This is a genomic window from Nocardia sp. CC201C (assembly GCF_030010695.1).
GTDB classification, from domain to species: domain Bacteria; phylum Actinomycetota; class Actinomycetes; order Mycobacteriales; family Mycobacteriaceae; genus Nocardia; species Nocardia otitidiscaviarum.
Genome location: NZ_JASCXP010000119.1, coordinates 1 through 17,624, shown reverse-complemented (window position 1 = coordinate 17,624; position 17,624 = coordinate 1). Strand labels below are relative to the sequence as shown.

At 70.3% G+C, this 17,624-nt stretch carries 19 protein-coding genes, 2 pseudogenes and 1 riboswitch; of the genes and pseudogenes, 8 read left to right on the top strand and 13 right to left on the bottom strand.

Annotated features, from left to right (window positions below; translation table 11 throughout):
• Positions 1-1,691: hypothetical protein (locus QK444_RS14955; RefSeq protein WP_282780757.1), on the top strand; the 1,691-nt coding region annotated here is incomplete at its 5' end.
• 192 nt (positions 1,692-1,883) lie between these two features.
• Here QK444_RS14955 and QK444_RS14950 read toward each other — a convergent pair.
• The 3 genes from QK444_RS14950 to QK444_RS14940 form a co-directional block, all read right to left on the bottom strand.
• Complete coding sequence (locus QK444_RS14950) at positions 1,884-2,171, bottom strand: hypothetical protein (RefSeq protein ID WP_039808959.1); 288 nt, start codon at positions 2,169-2,171, stop codon at positions 1,884-1,886.
• A 239-nt stretch (positions 2,172-2,410) separates the two neighbouring features.
• Positions 2,411-3,073 carry a response regulator transcription factor gene (locus QK444_RS14945; RefSeq protein ID WP_282780754.1) on the bottom strand — a complete coding sequence of 221 codons (663 nt, stop codon included), beginning with the start codon at positions 3,071-3,073 and terminating at the stop codon, positions 2,411-2,413.
• Positions 3,070-4,365, bottom strand: a complete 1,296-nt coding sequence (locus tag QK444_RS14940) for a sensor histidine kinase (RefSeq protein WP_282780752.1) — start codon at positions 4,363-4,365, stop codon at positions 3,070-3,072. Before QK444_RS14940 ends, QK444_RS14945 begins: the two co-directional genes overlap by 4 nt.
• Positions 4,366-4,492: 127 nt before the next feature.
• Between QK444_RS14940 and QK444_RS14935 the strand changes: the two genes are divergently transcribed.
• Together QK444_RS14935 and QK444_RS14930 are read left to right on the top strand one after the other, a co-directional pair.
• The gene (locus tag QK444_RS14935; protein ID WP_282780750.1) at positions 4,493-5,401 is read left to right on the top strand and encodes an ABC transporter ATP-binding protein; all 909 of its coding nucleotides are present in this window, start codon (positions 4,493-4,495) and stop codon (positions 5,399-5,401) included.
• Positions 5,398-6,246, top strand: coding sequence for an ABC transporter permease subunit (locus QK444_RS14930; protein ID WP_282780748.1), 849 nt, complete (start codon positions 5,398-5,400; stop codon positions 6,244-6,246). Before QK444_RS14935 ends, QK444_RS14930 begins: the two co-directional genes overlap by 4 nt.
• A 94-nt stretch (positions 6,247-6,340) precedes the next feature.
• Here the strand turns inward: QK444_RS14930 and QK444_RS14925 are convergent, their stop codons facing one another.
• On the bottom strand, positions 6,341-6,568 hold the full coding sequence (locus QK444_RS14925) for a hypothetical protein (RefSeq protein WP_282780746.1): 228 nt from the start codon (positions 6,566-6,568) through the stop codon (positions 6,341-6,343).
• Positions 6,569-7,194: 626 nt separating this feature from the next.
• Between QK444_RS14925 and QK444_RS14920 the strand changes: the two genes are divergently transcribed.
• A complete protein-coding gene (locus QK444_RS14920) occupies positions 7,195-7,638 on the top strand; it encodes an OsmC family peroxiredoxin (RefSeq protein WP_282780744.1) in 444 nt (147 codons plus the stop codon).
• 81 nt (positions 7,639-7,719) lie between these two features.
• On the opposite strand, the gene QK444_RS14915 is transcribed toward QK444_RS14920, so the two are convergent.
• From QK444_RS14915 to QK444_RS14905, 3 genes are all read right to left on the bottom strand, one after another.
• Entirely contained in the window at positions 7,720-8,487 is a 768-nt protein-coding gene (locus QK444_RS14915; RefSeq protein WP_282780743.1) for a CbtA family protein, read from the bottom strand.
• Entirely contained in the window at positions 8,478-8,672 is a 195-nt protein-coding gene (locus QK444_RS14910) for a CbtB-domain containing protein (protein ID WP_029925233.1), read from the bottom strand. Before QK444_RS14910 ends, QK444_RS14915 begins: the two co-directional genes overlap by 10 nt.
• 57 nt (positions 8,673-8,729) lie before the next feature.
• Positions 8,730-8,805, bottom strand: a riboswitch (cobalamin riboswitch).
• Positions 8,806-8,878: 73 nt separating this feature from the next.
• Positions 8,879-9,190: an antibiotic biosynthesis monooxygenase gene (locus tag QK444_RS14905; RefSeq protein WP_029925234.1), complete on the bottom strand. Its 312-nt coding sequence runs from the start codon at positions 9,188-9,190 to the stop codon at positions 8,879-8,881.
• Between the two features lie 194 nt (positions 9,191-9,384).
• Between QK444_RS14905 and QK444_RS14900 the strand changes: the two genes are divergently transcribed.
• The 4 genes from QK444_RS14900 to QK444_RS14885 all read left to right on the top strand — a co-directional run bounded on the left by QK444_RS14900 (position 9,385) and on the right by QK444_RS14885 (position 12,581).
• Complete coding sequence (locus tag QK444_RS14900; protein ID WP_143983067.1) at positions 9,385-10,140, top strand: alpha/beta hydrolase; 756 nt, start codon at positions 9,385-9,387, stop codon at positions 10,138-10,140.
• A 22-nt stretch (positions 10,141-10,162) separates the two neighbouring features.
• Entirely contained in the window at positions 10,163-10,345 is a 183-nt protein-coding gene (locus tag QK444_RS14895) for a hypothetical protein (RefSeq protein ID WP_282780738.1), read from the top strand.
• 188 nt (positions 10,346-10,533) lie between these two features.
• Positions 10,534-11,703: an acyl-CoA dehydrogenase family protein gene (locus QK444_RS14890; protein WP_282780736.1), complete on the top strand. Its 1,170-nt coding sequence runs from the start codon at positions 10,534-10,536 to the stop codon at positions 11,701-11,703.
• Between the two features lie 59 nt (positions 11,704-11,762).
• Positions 11,763-12,581, top strand: a complete 819-nt coding sequence (locus tag QK444_RS14885) for an enoyl-CoA hydratase/isomerase family protein (RefSeq protein ID WP_282780734.1) — start codon at positions 11,763-11,765, stop codon at positions 12,579-12,581.
• A 19-nt stretch (positions 12,582-12,600) separates the two neighbouring features.
• Here QK444_RS14885 and QK444_RS14880 read toward each other — a convergent pair whose 3' ends face one another.
• The 6 genes and pseudogenes from QK444_RS14880 to QK444_RS14855 form a co-directional block, all read right to left on the bottom strand.
• On the bottom strand, positions 12,601-12,879 hold the full coding sequence (locus QK444_RS14880; protein ID WP_029925243.1) for a hypothetical protein: 279 nt from the start codon (positions 12,877-12,879) through the stop codon (positions 12,601-12,603).
• A gap of 558 nt (positions 12,880-13,437) precedes the next feature.
• On the bottom strand, positions 13,438-14,409 hold the full coding sequence (gene rlmB / locus QK444_RS14875; RefSeq protein ID WP_282780732.1) for a 23S rRNA (guanosine(2251)-2'-O)-methyltransferase RlmB: 972 nt from the start codon (positions 14,407-14,409) through the stop codon (positions 13,438-13,440).
• Between the two features lie 253 nt (positions 14,410-14,662).
• Complete coding sequence (gene cysS / locus QK444_RS14870; protein ID WP_282780731.1) at positions 14,663-16,063, bottom strand: cysteine--tRNA ligase; 1,401 nt, start codon at positions 16,061-16,063, stop codon at positions 14,663-14,665.
• A 174-nt stretch (positions 16,064-16,237) separates the two neighbouring features.
• Positions 16,238-16,702: a 2-C-methyl-D-erythritol 2,4-cyclodiphosphate synthase gene (gene ispF / locus QK444_RS14865; protein WP_282780760.1), complete on the bottom strand. Its 465-nt coding sequence runs from the start codon at positions 16,700-16,702 to the stop codon at positions 16,238-16,240.
• A 170-nt stretch (positions 16,703-16,872) separates the two neighbouring features.
• Positions 16,873-17,538: pseudogene (ispD, locus tag QK444_RS14860) on the bottom strand (2-C-methyl-D-erythritol 4-phosphate cytidylyltransferase); the annotation flags it as partial.
• A gap of 2 nt (positions 17,539-17,540) precedes the next feature.
• Positions 17,541-17,624: pseudogene (locus tag QK444_RS14855) on the bottom strand (CarD family transcriptional regulator); the annotation flags it as partial.

The following is a 17,624-nucleotide window of genomic DNA, read 5'->3' as shown; positions in this document are numbered from 1 at the left end:
CCGCCGGTGGCGGGGTGGCCGATGTGCATCGGGGGACTGTCGGTGCGGTGATCGCGAGCGAGGCGTGCACGGCCGGTGCGGCGCTGGTTGTCGACGAGGCGGATGCTCCCGGGCGGCTCGGGACGGTTCGCGCGGTCGTGGACGACTATCCGGGGCCGGTGGTCGTGGTGACCCGGAAACCGTTGACCTCGTATCCGGTGTGGTCGGGGCTGGATATGGCGACGATCCGGGTCGTGCCGCTGCCGGACGCCCGCATCGATGCGGCGGCGCGGGCCGCCGGGATCGCGGATCCGGCGGTGCGCGCGTGGGTTACGCGGACAGCGGGCGGGATTCCGCTCGTGGTGCACGCGGCCGCGCGAGCCCTGCGGGCGGGCGTTCCACCGACGGTACCGGGCGCGCTGGCCGACCGGATCGCACAGGAACTGCTCGAGCGGCTGAGCCGGGAATCACCGGGCCGCCGGTGGCAGCACGCGCTGCGGCTGCTGGCCACCGCCGGAAGCGCCGACGAGGCCGGGTTGGCGGGCGGGCCGGAGCTGTTCACCCTGGTGTCCGGGCTCAGCGTGGTGGTGCCCGGGCCGCTCGGCCTGTCGATCGCCGAACCGTATCGGGAGATACTCGAACTCGCCTACACGTGGCGGCAGCCCGACGGCCACCGAAAGGTGCGCGACCGCACCGCGACTCGCGCACTCGCCCGCCTGAGCGAAGAAGCCGACGCCGAACGCCGCGCGGCGCTGGCCGAGCAGGCGCTGTTCCTGACCGCGCCCGCACCGGTCCGCGCGACACTGTTCCCGACGGTGCCCGGCGACCGACCCGTCCACCAGGCCACCGCCGCGGACGCCGACGATATCGCCCGTCTCATGCGGCAGTGGAGCCACCGCAACGGTTTCGCCCCGGACCGGGCCGAACGCGTCGTCGACGGCTGGTCCGCGACCGACATCAGCAGCTTCCACCTGGTTCGCGACGAGGACGACCGGCTGCTCGGCCTGGCCAACCTCATGCCCATCGCGGACCATACCGCCGACAGCATCGAGCCACTGCTGCAACAGCATTCGGATGCGATCATCGGTGACCGCCGGGGCGGGCTGCTGTTGGGCGCGGCGTTCGGGACCGATCGGGCCGCGCACGCCCGCATCCTGCGCCATACCCTGGCCGCGGGCACGCGCGCCGGAGATCTGGTGGTTTCCACCGCGAACCCCGACTACCTGAACCTGTTGCGCGCGCTGCGTTTCGATCCGCACGGACCGCTGCGGGACGATCTCTACCGCTCCGGCCGCGCCCCCGAGGTGTACAGCAACGACTTCACGGCCGGGTCGGGTCGGCACTGGTTGCAGCGGTTCTCGGGGATACCCGGCGCGCCGACGGCCGAGGACGTCGCCGCCGCCCTGCGCGGCATCGACGACCTCGCGGTGTTGTCCGCCAGCCCGTTGCTGACCTCACCGGCCACACCCACCGCCCGGATGCTACGCCGTTGGCTGCGCGCCATTATCGCCGAACTGGCCGCCAGCCCCGATCCCGTCACCGCCGAGTCCGGAGCCATTCTCGCCGCTTACCACCTGCGCCCCTCCGCGACCCACGTCCAGGCGGCGTCGCGGTTGCATCTGAGTCGCGCCACCTACTTCCGGCGGCTACGTCACGGCCTGACCCTGATCGCGGCGCGGCACCTGCACGATGCGGTGGACACGAGCCGGTAGTCCGTTCCGGGTATCGGTGGCGCACGCGACCATCCGGACCCGATCCGGTTCCGCGTTGAGACGGTCGGTTCGGAGGCACCCGGGGCGGTGGTGGTCCGGTTCGGGGGTCGGTGTCGGCGGCCACCGGTGTCAGCGGAGGTGGGATGGTGGGCGCGTCGCCGGGAACGTCCGACGTCGGCGCGTGGGGTGGCGTCAGCGCCCGTTCGCCGAGAGGCTGCCCTGCCCGGACCGGAACGGCCTGGTCACGAAGGCCAGCGCGCCGAGGACCGCCAGGGCGTGCCCGAACATGGTGCCGTAGTACGGGGCGGGCAGCGCCGAGTCGACCAGCCACCCGATCCCGGCGCCCGCCGCGAAGCCGAGCCAGCCGCCGATGAGCCCACCCGCCACGGACCGCGCCACGGGACCGTGCCCGAGCACGACGCCCGCCGCCACCGCGACCACCAGCCCGATCGCCGTGACCGTCAACCCGGGCACCAGCATGTCCGCTCTCCGTTCCGTGGGCCTGCGTATTCACCCTCGACCCTGCCGGAAAACCGCTGGTGGCGGTATCGGGGTTTCCCCTGGAATCACACCCCGATGCCTCCGCCTCGAGGACTACCCCCGGGTGCTGCGGCGCATGCGGGTGAGGACCGTTCGAAGGCCGGGGCCAGTTCGCCGGGGACGCGACCACGATCGGCCTACGTCCGTGGACGTAGGCCGGGATCACCGCTGGCCCGGGCCTACTGCCAGCCGGGCCGGACCAGTCCGGACTCGTAGGCGATGACCACCAGTTGCGTGCGGTCGCGGGCCGCGAGTTTCATCAGGATCCGGCTGACGTGGGTGCGCGCGGTGGCCGGGCTCATAGCGAGCCGCTCGGCGATCTCGGCATTGGTCAGCCCCTCCGCCACCAGCGCCATGACCTCGCGCTCACGGTCGGTGAGCTCCGAAAGCGTCGCCGACGGAGCCGGTTTCGCGTGGGTGGCGAATTCGGCCACCAGCCGTTTGGTGACACTCGGGGAGAGCAGTGCGTCGCCGCCCGCCACCACCCGGACCGCCTTCACGAGGTCCGCGGGTTCGGTGTGCTTCACCAGGAAGCCGGTGGCCCCGGCCCGCATCGCCTCGAAGACGTATTCGTCCAGTTCGAAGGTGGTCAGCACGACCACCTTCACCTCGGTGAGCCGTTCCTCGGCCGCGATGATCCGGGTCGCCGCCAGTCCGTCCAGCACCGGCATTCGGATGTCCATGAGCACCACATCGGGGGTGAGCTCACGGGCCAGCCGCACGGCCTGCTCGCCATTGTCGGCCTCGCTCACCACCTCGATATCGTCTTGCGCGTTCAGCAGAGCCGTGAATCCGGCGCGCACCAGCGCCTGGTCGTCGGCGATCACCACCCGGATGGTCACGGCACCTCCTGTGCGCGTTGCGTATTCGGCCGCTGTTCCACCCGGGGCAGCGGCAGTCGGGCGTCCACGTGGAAGCCGCCGTCGGAGTCGGGCCCGGCGGACAGCTCGCCGCCCAGGGCATGGGCGCGCTCGGTCATACCCGAAATCCCGTGGCCGCCGGGCGAAGTGAGCACGGCAGGGGCGGTGGGCCGGGTGTTGTCCACGGTCACGTGCAGCTGTTCGGGCGAATAGTGCACGGTGACGAGCACTTCCGCGCCCGGTGCGTGGCGCACCACATTGGTGAGCGATTCCTGGATGATGCGCGCCGCCGCCACGTCCACCACGGCGGGCAGTCGCCGCCGGGTGCCGATCACATTGCTGCGCACCCGGATTCCGGCGGTACGTGCCGCCTCGGTGAGCCTCTCCAGATCGGCGATGCCGACGGTCGGCGCGGTGGGCGCGGCCCCCGCCCCGGACCGGATCGACCGCAGCAGCGCGTGCACCTCGCCGAGCGCGTCCCTGCTGGCGGTCTTGATCGCCGACAGCGCCACCGCCGCCTGCTCGGGTCTGCGATCGAGCAGTTCCAGCGCCACCGACGACTGCACATTGATGAGCGAGAGACTGTGTGCGAGCACATCGTGCAGTTCCCGGGCGATCTCCAGGCGTTCGGCGCTGGCCCGCCGTTCACGTTCGGCCAGTGCTCGTGCCCGCTGTTCCTCCTCGTGCCGTCGCGCCGCCTCCGCCCGCTGCTGTCGGGCCACCAGCACCGACCGCCGCTGCCGCAGCGCCTCGGCGAGCGCGACCAGCACGATCAACCAGGCCAGCAGTCCGAACTGCTGCCAGGCATTGCCGGTGTAGCCCCGCCACTCGGGCACCGGCCACACCATCAGCAGATAACCGGGGGCCACGAACGGATAGGAGTACCACCGTGATCCGGTGCCCCCCGCCGTCAGGAAGGCGACGATCAGGGCGAAGAAGACCGGCCCGTACCCGTAGCCGAACAGCAGGTACGCGGCGGTGACGGCCAGGACCGTGTAGAACACCGGCAGCGGGTACCGTCGCCGCGCCAGCAGCAGCAGCGGCCCGGCGATCAGCAGGCCGTAGCCGAGCGGGTCCAGCGCCCGCAGCGCCTCGCCGCGCGCGTTCGCCGCATACCCGCCACCGACCTGCACGATCAGCAGCACCAGCACCAGCGCGGCATTCCAGCGGGCGGCGTACTCCGGGCGTGTGCAACGTGCCCAGGCGGCGGCGAGCGGTGACACCTCCGGCCTCGGCTGATCGGGCGATTCGGTCGCCGCCGCATTCGAGGTCACCTCTGCACGGTAGCCCGGTACGTACCCTCCCGACTGGTTCCCGACCGGAAATACGTCTGCGTACGTATGCCGTATCGCGCGCCGCAGCGGATGTGTCACCGCAGCTCAGGGGTGGATTCTTGAAGCCATGAACGATTCGATCGCGGTCACCGAGAGGTTGACCAAACGCTACGGCCCGCACACGGCCGTGGACGCTGTCGACATGAGCGTCCGCCGCGGCGAGATCTACGGCTTCCTCGGCCCGAACGGCGCGGGCAAGACCACGACCCTGCGCATGCTGGTGGGCCTCATCCGCCCCACCGACGGCGTCGCGACCGTACTCGGTCGTGCGCCCGGCGATCCGGCGGCGCTGTGTCGCATGGGCGTCCTCATCGAGGGGCCGGGGTTCTATCCGTATCTGTCGGGACGCGACAACCTGCGCGTACTGGCCCGCTACCGGGGAGTCGGCGGGAGTGCGGGATCCGGCGGTGTGGCGGAGGTGCTGGATCGGGTGGGCCTGACCGACCGCGGCGATGACCGGTTCCGCACCTACTCCCTCGGCATGAAGCAGCGGCTCGGTGTCGCCGCCGCCCTGCTCGGCCGCCCCGACCTGTTGATCCTCGACGAACCCACCAATGGTCTCGATCCGGCCGGGATGGCCGAGATGCGGGAGCTCATCACCGGTTTGGCCGCCGACGGGCACACCGTCGTGCTGTCGTCTCACCTGCTCAGCGAAGTGCAGGAGATCTGCGACCGCGTCGGCGTCATCTCCCGGGGCAAGCTTCTCACCGAGTCCACGGTGCGTGAGTTGCGGGGCGCGGCAACCCTTTTCCTGCGCGCAGAGCCCCTGGAGACCGCCTTCCCGGCGGTGCGCCGGGTGGTGGGTGATCGGGCCGCGCTGCTGACCGCCACCGGCATCAGAGTCGATGCGGGTGTGGCGAAGGCGCCTGCGGTGGCACGCGCGGTCATCGAATCCGGAGCGGATCTGCTGGAACTGCGCACCGATGAGAAGTCCCTGGAAGAAGTGTTTTTCGAGATGACGGAGCAAGTGTCGTGAATGCCCTGCTGGCAAGTTCCCGTGCCGAATTCCTGCGGCTGCGCAAGTGGCCCGCCTACTGGATCGTGTTGGGCGTCTGGATTCTGCTGAACCTGACCTTCGCCTACCTGTTCAACTATCTGGCCTACACCACCGGCGACAGTAGCGGCCCGCCCAGCGGGCAGCCGCGCGAGGAGCTGCTGCGGTTGCTGCTGCCGACCGCGGTGCCCGAGGTGTTCACCCAGGGCATGGCCATGTTCGGCGGCGCGCTCATGCTGGTGCTCGGCGCGCTGGCGGTGGGCAGCGGGTATGGCTGGGGGAGCTGGAAAACCGTGTTCACCCAGGGACCTTCGCGGGCCGCCGCCGTCGGCGGGCTGGTGGTGAGCCTGGCGGTCACCGTGGTGTCCCTGGTCGTCGTCGCCTTCGTCGTCGATACCGGGGTGGCGGCGCTCATCGCCGCGAGCGAGTCGCAGTCGTCGGCGCTGCCCTCGTTCGGACGGATTCTGCTCGGCCTCGTGGTCGGCTCCGCGATTCTGGGCATGTGGACCCTGGCGGGCGCGCTGATCGGCGCGGTCGCCCGCGGTCCCGCCCTGGCGGTCGGTCTCGGCCTGGTGTGGGTGCTGGTGGTGGAGACGCTCCTGCGCGGGGTGGCGAACATCTTCGATCCGATCGCGCCGATCACCGACTATCTGCCCGGCACCGCCGCCGGTTCACTGGCCGGATCCATGCGCACCGCCGACGGACCCGCGACCCCCGGCGTGCTCGACATTCTGACCCGCACCGAATCGTTCGTCGTCCTCGCGGTGTACGCGGTGGTCTTCGCGGGTGGCACGGCGTGGCTGATGCGCCGCCGAGACATGGTGTGAGGCGTCGTGCGGGCAGGTCCGTCCGGTGAGGACGGCCCTCTCGCCCGCATCCAGCGGCAGGAATGAGCAGTTTGTCAATGGGCAATAAGGAATTTCAGTGTGCCGCGACCGGTAACTTCGCGGACCCCGAAGCGGAACCGCTCAGCAAGCAGGTCAGGAAGTTGAAGTTGTGCGGATCGCAACTGATCGGTGTACCAACTGGATTCGTTTCCGGCGGCACTGGTGCGCCGGCGTCGGCGGATGCGGACGAGGAAAGAGCGACGCTGGCGGCGAGCGCCGCGCCGATGAAGAGGCCGCCCAGCGCGCCTCGGTGCTTGTGCACTCGAACTCCTGGTGTCTGAGGTCGTGATTCGGTTCGTGGTCAGGTCAGCAGAGAAGTGGAGCAGTGCAGCCTGAGGTGCTGATCAGAATTCGCTTCATACATCTCCTCGTTCCTCTGATAAGCGCGGACCGCGTCGCCCGTGCTCGAGCTGTAACTATAAGGAGCACCGAATTCTCCGCGAGCCCCCAATCGTGGCGGCACCATGGTCGGCGGCACATGGAACCCCTGTCGTCCCCGGCGTCGTGAGGGAGTCCCGGTCGGCGACCACCGCCGCGACCTCGCGACCGAGCCGGTGCCGTTCATCCGGGAGGCTGGACCGAACTCTGCGACCGTGTACTCGCCCACGGCAGCGCCGATCTCGACCGGCTCGCGGACTTGGCGCGCTGCCTCGTACGCCATCTTCACCGGAGCGGCGCGGTGGGCGCGATCGGTCTGGGCGTGATCATTCGGAAGGATCCGCTCAGCGTGAGCCGATTGCTTCACTCTCGCTCATCATTGGCGGCATCGTGCCGACAAGGGGTGACGAATCCGGAATGAGCGGGACAATCGTCGCCTACCCCGACTCACGAATCGGCACAGCGGTATAGGTTCGAACGCGTAAGCCTTCGAATCTTGAAAGGACAGTGATGCCTACACGTACCGCGCGTACCGCCTGGACCGGCGGTCTGCAGGACGGCTCGGGCCAGGTCGAGCTGAGCAGCTCCGGCGTCGGCAAATACGACGTGTCGTTCCCGAAGCGCTCCGCCGACAGCGCCGACGGCACCACCAGCCCGGAGGAGCTGATCGCCGCCGCGCACTCGTCCTGCTACGCCATGGCGCTCTCCGCCGAGATCGGCCGGGCCGGCGGCACCCCGCAGGCCCTGGACGTCACCGCCGACGTGACGCTGGGCCCGGACCCGGCGGGCGGCTTCCGGATCGCCAATATCAAGCTGACGGTCGTCGGCCGGGCCGAGGGCATCGACGCCGACGGCTTCCTCGCCGCCGCCGAGGCGGCCAAGGCCGGTTGCCCGGTGAGCAAGGCGCTCGCCGGTGTGGACACCATCGAACTGGCCGCCTCGTTCGACGCCTGAACGGCCCGTACGCGTCGAGGGGCGGTGTCTTCGGACACCGCCCCTCGGTCGTACTTCCGGCGGTCCGCGCCGGTCCTCGAATTACCGGGCGGGCTCGGCGATCTCGCGAACCTGTGCGCGGCTCGCGAATTCGGTCAGGGCCGCGAACGCCAGTCCGAGCGCCACCCACAGCGTGGTGGTCACGGACAGCGACGCCACCCGGAACTCCCACAGCAGCGACGCCGGGAAATCGTCGGCCACCTCGTTCACTCCGGGCAGCGCGATATAGCCGACGGCCACAATGGCCACGAAGGCCGCCGTCGCGCCGATGAGCCGCACCGTTTCGAGCCGACCCCGCAGCAGCTCGAACACGTACACGGCGACACCGACGGCCGCGAATCCCAGCAGCACCACCGCGACCCAGAGCCAGGTGCGGTCGTTGATGGTCTCCGGATCGCCCACGGCGGGCGGGTTGGCGGGATATTTGAAGAACGGCACCGCGACGATCGCGAGCCAGCCACCGGCGGCCAGCCCGAGCGCCAGTCGCGGGCCCGATGAATTCGTATGCCGCCGGGCCACATTGGCGACGGCCGCGTAGATCGCGCCCAGCGCCATCCCGGCCAGGCCGAGCGCGAGGAACTGTCCGAACTTCTGGCCGGTGCGGCTGACGAGTGCTTCCTCCTCGTCGCCGTGTGCATGGCCGCCCCCGTCGCCGTGCGGCTGTGCCGCCTGTGCTTCCTCGATGGCGATGGCCGCCTCCACCTTGGGTTCCCCGATGAGGAAACCGACGGTGCCCGCCAGCAGACCCGCGATGAGTCCGGCGAGCAGGCCACGCAGCAGGAGCGTCTTCAGGGAACCGCTCAGTGGCATGGGACGCCCAGCAGGTGTCGGCCGTCGTGCATGAGCTCGTGCATGAACATCCCGGTGCGGGAGATCGCGCCCTGATCGAAGCCGACCAGGTACAGCGTGAGCAGTGCGAGAAGGACGACGCCTGCCGTGACGAGCCACGCGTTGAGCGCGTCACCGGCCCGGCCGGGGGAGTGGACGATGGCCATTCGAGCCTCCTTCGGGGATTCCGCGTCCCCGTCGAGATGGGTGCGACGGTGCCGGTGTCTGGCTCTCCGGCACCCGCCTCGAAGGCTCGGTGCGAGGATTACAGTGGCGCGACCGCCCCGGAATCACACCGGGTTACGCGTCACCATCGCATTGTTCACTCAGAACTGTCGCATCCTCGCCGACCGACCGTCAACAGGGGGTGTGATCAGGCGTTCTTGCCCGCCACATCGAGCACCACCTCGAACTCCAGCAGCGAGGCCCCGGTGGCGACCGGCTTGCGCGCCTCGCCCGCATGCGCCTCGCGCGCCGGGCCGTCCCGCCACGCCGCGAAGGACTCCTCCGAATCCCACTGCGTGACAACGAAGTACCGGTTCTCCCCGGCGGTCGGCCGCAGCAGCTGGAATCCCAGGAAACCCGGTGAGTTCTCCACCGCGTGCGCCCGCGCGGCGAACCGCTTCTCCAGCTCCGGGCCCGCGCCCTCGGGGATCTCGATTGCATTGATCTTCACGACTGCCATACCGCGAGAGTAGGCCTGTCCTCTCTCCATGTCTTCAGCGCACGGCTGAGAGCCGTCGACCGTTTCACACGCGTGCCTGCGACCTGTGCCGAATCCGTGTCGGGCGTGCCCGACGAGTTACCCGCGCCGCGCGAAACAGGCTGTCGGATCCGGCGCTTGTTCACCGTCGTGATGGGGCACGTATGGTCGCGGTGATGTTGTATGACGAAGGCGGCACGGGGGCACCGATCCTGCTGCTGCACGGTTTGATGGGCAGCGCCCGCACCTGGCGGGGTCAGCTGGACTGGCTGCGCGAGTTCGGGCACGTGTACACCTTCGACGCCGCCGGGCACGGCCGTCCGGCACCGGCGGAGCTCACCACCGAGGCGTTCGTGGCCGACCTGGCCGCCGCCACCGCCCCCGTTTCCGAGCCCATGGTGGTCATCGGGCATTCGATGGGCGCGCTGCACGGCTGGGTTTTCGCCGCCACCCATCCCGAGCGGGTACGCGCGCTCGTGGTGGAGGACATCGCCCCCGATTTCCGCGGTCGCACCGCCGCGAACTGGGCCGCCATGATCGCCGCCTGGCCGCAGCCGTTCCCGGACGACGCCGCCATGCTCGATCACTTCGGCCCGGTCGCCGGTCGCTACTTCATGAACTCCTTCACGCGCGGCCCCGACGGCTACCGCCTGCACGGTGCGGTCGACACCTTCCGTGACATCTCCGAGGAGTGGGGCGGTCGCGATTTCTGGTCCGAGTGGCGTTCGATCACGGTCCCGGCCCTGCTCATCGAGGGCGAGCACACCATCACGCCGCCGGGCCAGATGCGGGAGATGGCCGCGGTCCACCCGAACGCCCGCCACATCGTCGTACCCGACGCCGGTCACCTGGTGCACGACGATCAGCCCGCCGCCTACCGCGCCGAGGTCGAGCGCTTCCTCCGGGCCGTTCTGGACCCGTCCGAATCGTGATCACGTCATGGACAATCGGGAGATGAGCGAGAACGGTGACGGCGCGAATCGCACGCAGGGCACCCGGACGGCATTCGGATTGTCTCTGGGCCTGTGCTTGGGCGCGGCCTTCGGTCTGCTGACCGGCAATCTCGCCATGGGGATCGGTGTCGGCATGGCGCTCGGTGTGGCGGCGGGTGCGCTGTACGAGCGCCGCGCCCGGTAGCCACCGCGCTCACCAACCTCCCGCGTGGGTCGCGCGAGCATCTCCGAGCACCGGTTTTCGTGGAGACAACGGCCGCTCAGCATGGTGCGAGGCGGGCTGGCGAGCATTCTGCGGGCGGGTGCCTTCAGTCTGGCGCGAGGGTCGTCGTATGCTCGGCTCACGCATCCCAGAGTGAATGGTGACCAACGATGATCGACTTCGCGATTCCTGCCGAGCTCGCCGCCGAACGCGATCGGGTACGGCAGTTCGTCATCGACAAGATCGTGCCCTTCGAACGCGATCCACGGCTGACCGCGCACGGACCGACCGACGAGCTGCGCCAGGAGCTGGTGGAGCTGGCTCGGGCCGAGCGACTGCTCACCATTCAGGCCCCGGTCGAACTGGGCGGGCGCGGGCTCTCGCACATCGAGCAGGCGGTGCTCTACGAGGCGGCCGGTTGGTCGACGCTCGGCCCGGTCGCCATGAACTGCGCCGCCCCCGACGAGGGCAATATGTTCCTGCTCTCCAAGGTCGCCAACCCCGAGCAGACCAAGCGCTACCTGCAGCCGGTCATCGACGGCCACCAGCGCTCCGTCTTCGCCATGACCGAACCGGGCGGCGCGGGCTCGGACCCGAACCAGCTGGCCACCGAGGCCACCTTCGACGGCGAGAACTTCACCGTCAACGGCACCAAGTGGCTGATCACCGGCGCGGACGGCGCGAAGACCTGGATCATCATGGCGCGCCTGGCCGCCAACCCCTACCTGCCCGAGGGGCCGACCCTGTTCCTCACCGAGGGCGACACCCCGGGCATCGTCATCGAGCGGGTCATGAACACCATGGACCGCAACTACGTCGGCGGCCACGCGGTGGTGCGCTTCGACAATCTGACGCTACCCAAGGACGCCGTGCTCGGCGAGACCGGGCAGGCCCTGCGCTACGCCCAGCTGCGCCTGGCTCCCGCCCGGCTCACCCACTGCATGCGCTGGCTCGGCGCGGCCGAGCGCGCCCAGGCCATCGCCGTCGACTACGCCAAGACCCGCACCGCCTTCGGCAAGCCCATCGGCGAACACCAGGGCGTGTCGTTCATGCTGGCGGACAACGAGATCGCGCTGCACCAGTGCCGCCTCACCATCTGGCACGCCTGCTGGCTCATGGACCAGGGCGAGAAGGCCCGCCACGAGAGCTCCATCGCCAAGTCCTACGTCTCCGAGGAACTGTTCAAGGTCACCGACCGCTGCGTCCAGGTGCTCGGCGGCATCGGCATCAGCGACGAGACCGTGGTGGAGATGATCTTCCGCGACATGCGCGCCTTCCGCCTCTACGACGGCCCCACCGAGGTGCACAAGTACGCCATCGGCCGCAAGATCCTGCGATGAGGGCGAAAGCCTCGTTCGGAGCCCAGCGAAGGCAAATGCCCACCACGTAGGATCCCTGCATGAGTTCGGATCTGCATGTCGATGTATCGGGCGGGGTCGCAGTCCTGACGCTCAACCGGCCCGCCCAGCAGAATGCGCTCACCCCCGCCATGGCCGCGGAGCTGGGTGCGGCGCTGCGGCGCTGCGATACCGAGGACGCCATCGGCGCGGTGGTCATCACGGGTACGCCGCCCGCGTTCTGCGCGGGCGCGGACCTGTCGGCCAAGGTCGGTGAGGTCAGCGGCAGCATCGATCCCGCGCCGTTCCGGATCCGCAAACCGGTGATCGCCGCGGTGAACGGACACGCCGTGGGCATCGGCCTGGAGATCGCCCTGCAATGCGATCTGCGCTACGTCGCCCGCGACGCCGTGTACGGCCTGAACCAGGTGCGTCGCGGCGCGGTCGCCGACGGCTACGCGCACTGGACGCTGCCGCGCCTGATCGGTATGGCCCATGCCGCCGACATCCTGCTCACCGGCCGTACCTTCGATGGCGAGGAGGCCGCCGCCATCGGCCTGGCCAACGACAGCCTGCCCGGCGGCGAGGTGCTGCCCACCGCGCTGGCCGTCGCCCACGACATCGCGAACGGATCGGCGCCGCTGCCGACCGCGCTGTCCAAGCGTCTGCTGTGGGAGGGGCTGGGCATGACCCCGGAGACGGTGGGTCGCCTGGAGACGGATCTGAACGGTTTCGTCGCTCGGTCCGCCGACGGCGGCGAGGGCATCGCCGCGTTACGCGACCGCCGTCAGCCCAAGTGGTCCGGTTCGGTGAGCGACGAATGGCCGTCCTGGGATACCGGCGACCAGCTCACCGACCGCGATCAGCCCCGGCTGGACTGACGGATCGGGCGGTGTGGCGTCAGTCGCCGCCGCCGATGAGCATCATCAGGAACAGGAACGCCACGAAGACCATCAGGATGGTCCCGATGATCCCCAGCACGTAGCCGACGAGCACCTGCACGCGCCCGCCGAACGCGCCCCCGGACGCCTCGATGTCGTTGAGCGCCCGCCGCCCCAGCGCCCACGCCACCGGACCCAGTGCGCCGCAGCAGAACACGCTCAGCGTCCCGAGCAGCAACACCGTCGTCGCATGTGGATGCTCGACCGGCTGTCCGATGGGCTGGTTCTGGATGACCACCGGCTGATTTTACGTTCGCCGACCCCGGAACCGCTGACTTACGCGCCGTCTCGGGCGCGCCGCCCCGGCACTGATCGGGCGACCGGTATCGAGGCCCGGTGCTCGGCAAGTGCGGATATCGCCGAGACCAGCGAGATCGGGGCCGTAATCCCACCGTCGCCAGCCGCGCCGGACGGAATGCGAACCTGACTGCTCACACGGTGCTGCCCCAACGGTGCTGCCCCACAATGGCTTTCCATGCTCCGGCAACGGATGCCAGTGCGCCCGAATCGGACTCGGTGGACCATCTCGCGAGCGTGCGCGCGAAGGCGGCCGCGGGGCAACGGGCGCGTGCTCGAGACGGCCGCCAATGCCAGCCGCGGTCAATGCCAGCCGCCGTCAATGCCAGCCGCGGTCAATGCCAGCCGCCGTCAATGCCAGCCGCCGTCAATGCCAGCCGCCGTCAACGACAGCCGCCGTCAACGACAGCCGCCATCGACGACAGCCGCCATCGACGACAGCCGCCGGTCGACGAGGGCGGCCGATGCGCGGCGGCCTCGGCCGGGCGCGGAATGGGAATCAGCCGCGGCGCTGGCGGGCGATATCGGAGAGGACGACGCCCGCGGCGACGGAGGCGTTCAGCGACTCGACCGGCCCCGCCATGGGAATGCTCAGGATGGCATCGCAGTTCTCGCGCACCAGCCGCGACAGCCCCTTGCCCTCGGAGCCGACCACCACGACCGTCGGTGCGGTGCCGTCGAATTCGTCGAGGGTGGTGTCGCCGCCCGCGTCCAGGCCGACGATCTGGTAGCCCTGCGCGGCCCAATCCTTCAAGGTGCGAGTGAGATTGGTGGCGCGGGCGACCGGCAGGCGAGCGGCCGCACCGGCACTGGTGCGCCAGGCCACGGCCGTGACGCTGGCGCTGCGGCGCTGCGGGATCACCACGCCCTGGCCGCCGAACGCGGCCACCGAGCGGATCACCGCGCCCAGGTTGCGCGGGTCGGAGATATTGTCCAGGGCCACCAGCAGCGCGGGCTCGCCGGAATCGCGGACCCGGTCCACCAGATCATCCGGGTGGGCGTAGCGGTACGGCGGCACCTGCAGGGCCAGGCCCTGGTGCATGCCGTTGCTGCTCATCCGATCCAGGTCGGTGCGCGGCACCTCCAGGATGGAGATGCCGGTGTCGGCGGCGATCTGCACCGCCTCGGTGAGCCGGTCGTCGTTCTCGGTGCCCTGCGCCACGTACAGGGCGCTGGCCGGGACACCGGCCCGCAGGCACTCCACCACCGGGTTGCGGCCCAGCACCAGTTCGGGACCGTCGTCGCCCTTGCCGCCGCGCGCCGGACCCCGGCCCCGCGGCTGCTGTGCCTGCGCTGCCTTCGCCGCGGCCGCCGCCCGCTTGGCCGCGGGATGCTTGGTCCGCATATGCGCGGGCGGGGTCGCGCCGCGCCCTTCCAGCCCCCGCCGCCGCTTGCCGCCGGATCCGACCACCGCGCCCTTCTTGGAGCCCGTTTTGCGGACCGCGCCGCGCCGCTGTGAATTGCCTGCCATCACTTCGCCTTCCGTGTCATGCGGTGCTCCCGCGCCCGATCGTCCGTGTCGACCGCATCGGCGCGGTCCCGCTGTGCCCGGCTGCCGTGTGCAAGCCCGTACCGGGTCCTTCGTCTTCGTATCCCCACCCATCATCCCGCTTCCGGGCTCCGTGGGGTTACCCGGCACCCGCCGCGCGCCAGCGGCGGCCGACTCGTCGCACGGTACGGCCGCACCTACCGGGGCCGCACGCGGTCGGCCGCCGGTTCGTCGCTCACCGTTCCTTCTCGGCGAGCGACCACTCCGGCCCGTCGGGTGTGTCGGTGACCTGCACGCCCGCGGCCTCCAGCCGGTCGCGCACCGCGTCGGCGGTGGCCCAGTCCTTGGCGGCCCGCGCCTCCTGCCGCCGGCGCAGCTCCGCGCCGATCAGCACGTCGAGCGCGGCGAGCGCGGTGGTGTCGTCGGCGGGCGCGGCCCAGTGCGGATCGAGCGGATCCACGCCGAGGACGTCGAGCATGGCCCGCAGCCGGCCGGCGATCTCGCGCGCCGCGCCGAGATCCCCGGAGTCGAGCATCTTGTTGCCGTCGTGCACCAGGCGGTGGATCTCCGCGAGGGCCTTGGGCACCGCCAGGTCGTCGTTCAGCGCGTCGGCGAATCCGGCGGTCCAGATGCCGACCGGCACCTCGCCGGCCCGCTCGGTCACGCGCTGGATGAGCGACTCGATGCGCCGGTACCCGGCGGCGGCCTCGGCGAGCGCCTGATCGGAGTACTCCAGCACCGACCGATACTGCGCACTGCCCAGGTAGTAGCGCAGCTCCACGGCCCGCACGCCCACCCGTTCGAGCACCTTGGCCACGGTCAACGTATTGCCCAGTGACTTGGACATCTTCTCGCCGCCCATGGTCACCCAGTGGTTGTGCAACCAGTAGCGGGCGAAACCGTCCCCGGCCGCCCGTGACTGGGCGATCTCGTTCTCGTGGTGCGGGAAAACGAGATCCATTCCACCGCAATGGATGTCGAATTCACCCCCGAGGTAGTACCCGGCCATGGCGGAGCATTCCAGATGCCAGCCCGGCCGCCCCGGCCCCCACGGCGACGGCCAGCTCGGCTCGCCCGGCTTGGCGGCCTTCCACAGCGTGAAGTCACGCGGGTCCCGCTTGCCGGTCCCGGCGCTCTCGCCCTGGTGCACATCGTCGAGCTTGTGCCCGGACAGCCGCCCGTACTCGGGGAAGCTCAGGACGTCGAAGTAGACATTGCCCTCGGAGGCGTACGCGTGCCCGCGCGCGATGAGCCGCTGCATGAGCTCGACCATCTGGGTGATGTGCCCGGTGGCCCGCGGTTCCGCCGACGGCGGCAGCACATTGAGCGCGGCGTAGGCGCCGTCGAAGGCCCGCTCGTAGGTGGCGGCCCACTCCCACCACGGCCGCCCGGCCTCGGCGGCCTTGGTCAGGATCTTGTCGTCGATATCGGTGACATTGCGAATGAAGGCCACATCGAAACCATTGGCGGTGAGCCAGCGCCGCAGCACGTCGAAGGCGACATTGCTGCGTAGGTGGCCGATGTGGGGTTCACCCTGCACGGTCGCGCCACACAGGTACACCGAGGCATGGCCGGGGACCAGCGGCGTGAAGTCACGCAGGGTCCGCGTCTCGGTGTCGAACAGGCGCAGAGTCACGACAAGGCATCCTAGCTTGTGGATTGATGCGGATTACGGGCGGAGCGGGGGTGGCGTTCGGCGGTGATCGCACGGTCCGTGCGGGTCACCGACGGCGGCGCGGCGGGAGCGGTTTTCCGGGCGAAAGCCGCGCACGAACAACGTCAGGGCGACAACAGTCGGCGGCGGCGAGCGTCAGGGGCGACAGAGCATGGCGGTGGCGACGGCGGCGATCCCCTCACCGCGTCCGGTCAGTCCCAGACCGTCGGTGGTGGTCCCGGACACCGATACCGGCGCGCCGAGCAGATCGCCGAGCACCTGTTGCGCTTCCGTGCGGCGCGGCCCGATCTTGGGCCGGTTGCCGATGACCTGTACGGCCGCGTTGACGATGCCGTAGCCCGCCTCGTCGAGCAGCCGCCGCACCTCCTTCAGCATGGCCGCGCCGGTGACGCCCTCCCATTCGGGGCGTCCGACGCCGAAGACCGCGCCCACGTCGCCGAGCCCGGCGGCCGACAGCAGGGCGTCGCACAGCGCGTGCGCGGCCACATCGCCGTCGGAGTGTCCGGCGCAGCCGCTGTCGCCGTCGAAGAGCAGTCCGGCGATCCAGCAGGGGCGGCCGGGTTCGATGGGGTGCACGTCGGAGCCGATGCCCACGCGCATGGCGGTCGGATCGATCATCGCGGCACCGTCGCGGAGGAAGATTCCGACCGATCGCCCGGTGTGTCGGCCGCGCCGCGCGCAACGTCAAGGGGGCTGGCAGGGATGTCAAGGGGGCTTCTGTGGCCAAGGCCATCCTGGCGTGTCGCGCGCAGCCGAGCCGCGAGGGTATCGGCGAGCGTGAGATCCAGGGGAGTGGTGATCTTGAAAGCCAGCGGGTCGCCCGGCACGGTATGCACGGTCGCGCCCAGCAATTCCACCAGTCCGGCGTCATCGGTCGCCCGGGTGTCGCCCGCGTACGCGTCGCGCAGCAGGGCCGCGTCGAAGCCCTGCGGCGTCTGGATCGCGCGCAGCGCGGAACGATCCGGCGTTCCGGTCACCTCTCCGGCCGCGTCCACCGACTTGATCGTGTCGGACACCGGCAGTGCGGGCACCACGGCCCGTCGCCCCGCCCGCAGTTCGGCCACCACGCGGGCGATCAGCGACGGCGGCGTGAGGGCACGGGCCGCGTCGTGGACGAGCACATGGGTGGCGTCCAGCGCGGCCGCGAGGCCGGCCCGGACGGAATCGGTGCGTTCGGCCCCACCGACCACGACGCTCACCGCCACCGCGCCCGAGGCGGGCAGCAGTCGGCGAGCGTCATCGACCAGCTCGGCGGGGACCATCACCACGACGTGGTCCACCACCGCGGAGGCGATGAGACCGTCTACGGCGAGTCGGAGCATGGGACTGCCGCCGACCGGAACGAAAGCCTTGGGGAGTGATTCCCCGAGGCGAACGCCCATGCCGGCGGCAGGCACCAACGCCACGACACGAAGGCCGTCGCGCGATGTATTCACTGTCAGGAGGCCGCCGCGAGAACCTCGTCGAGCAGGGTCTCGGCCTTGACATCGTCGGTGCCCTCGGCGAGAGCCAATTCACCGAC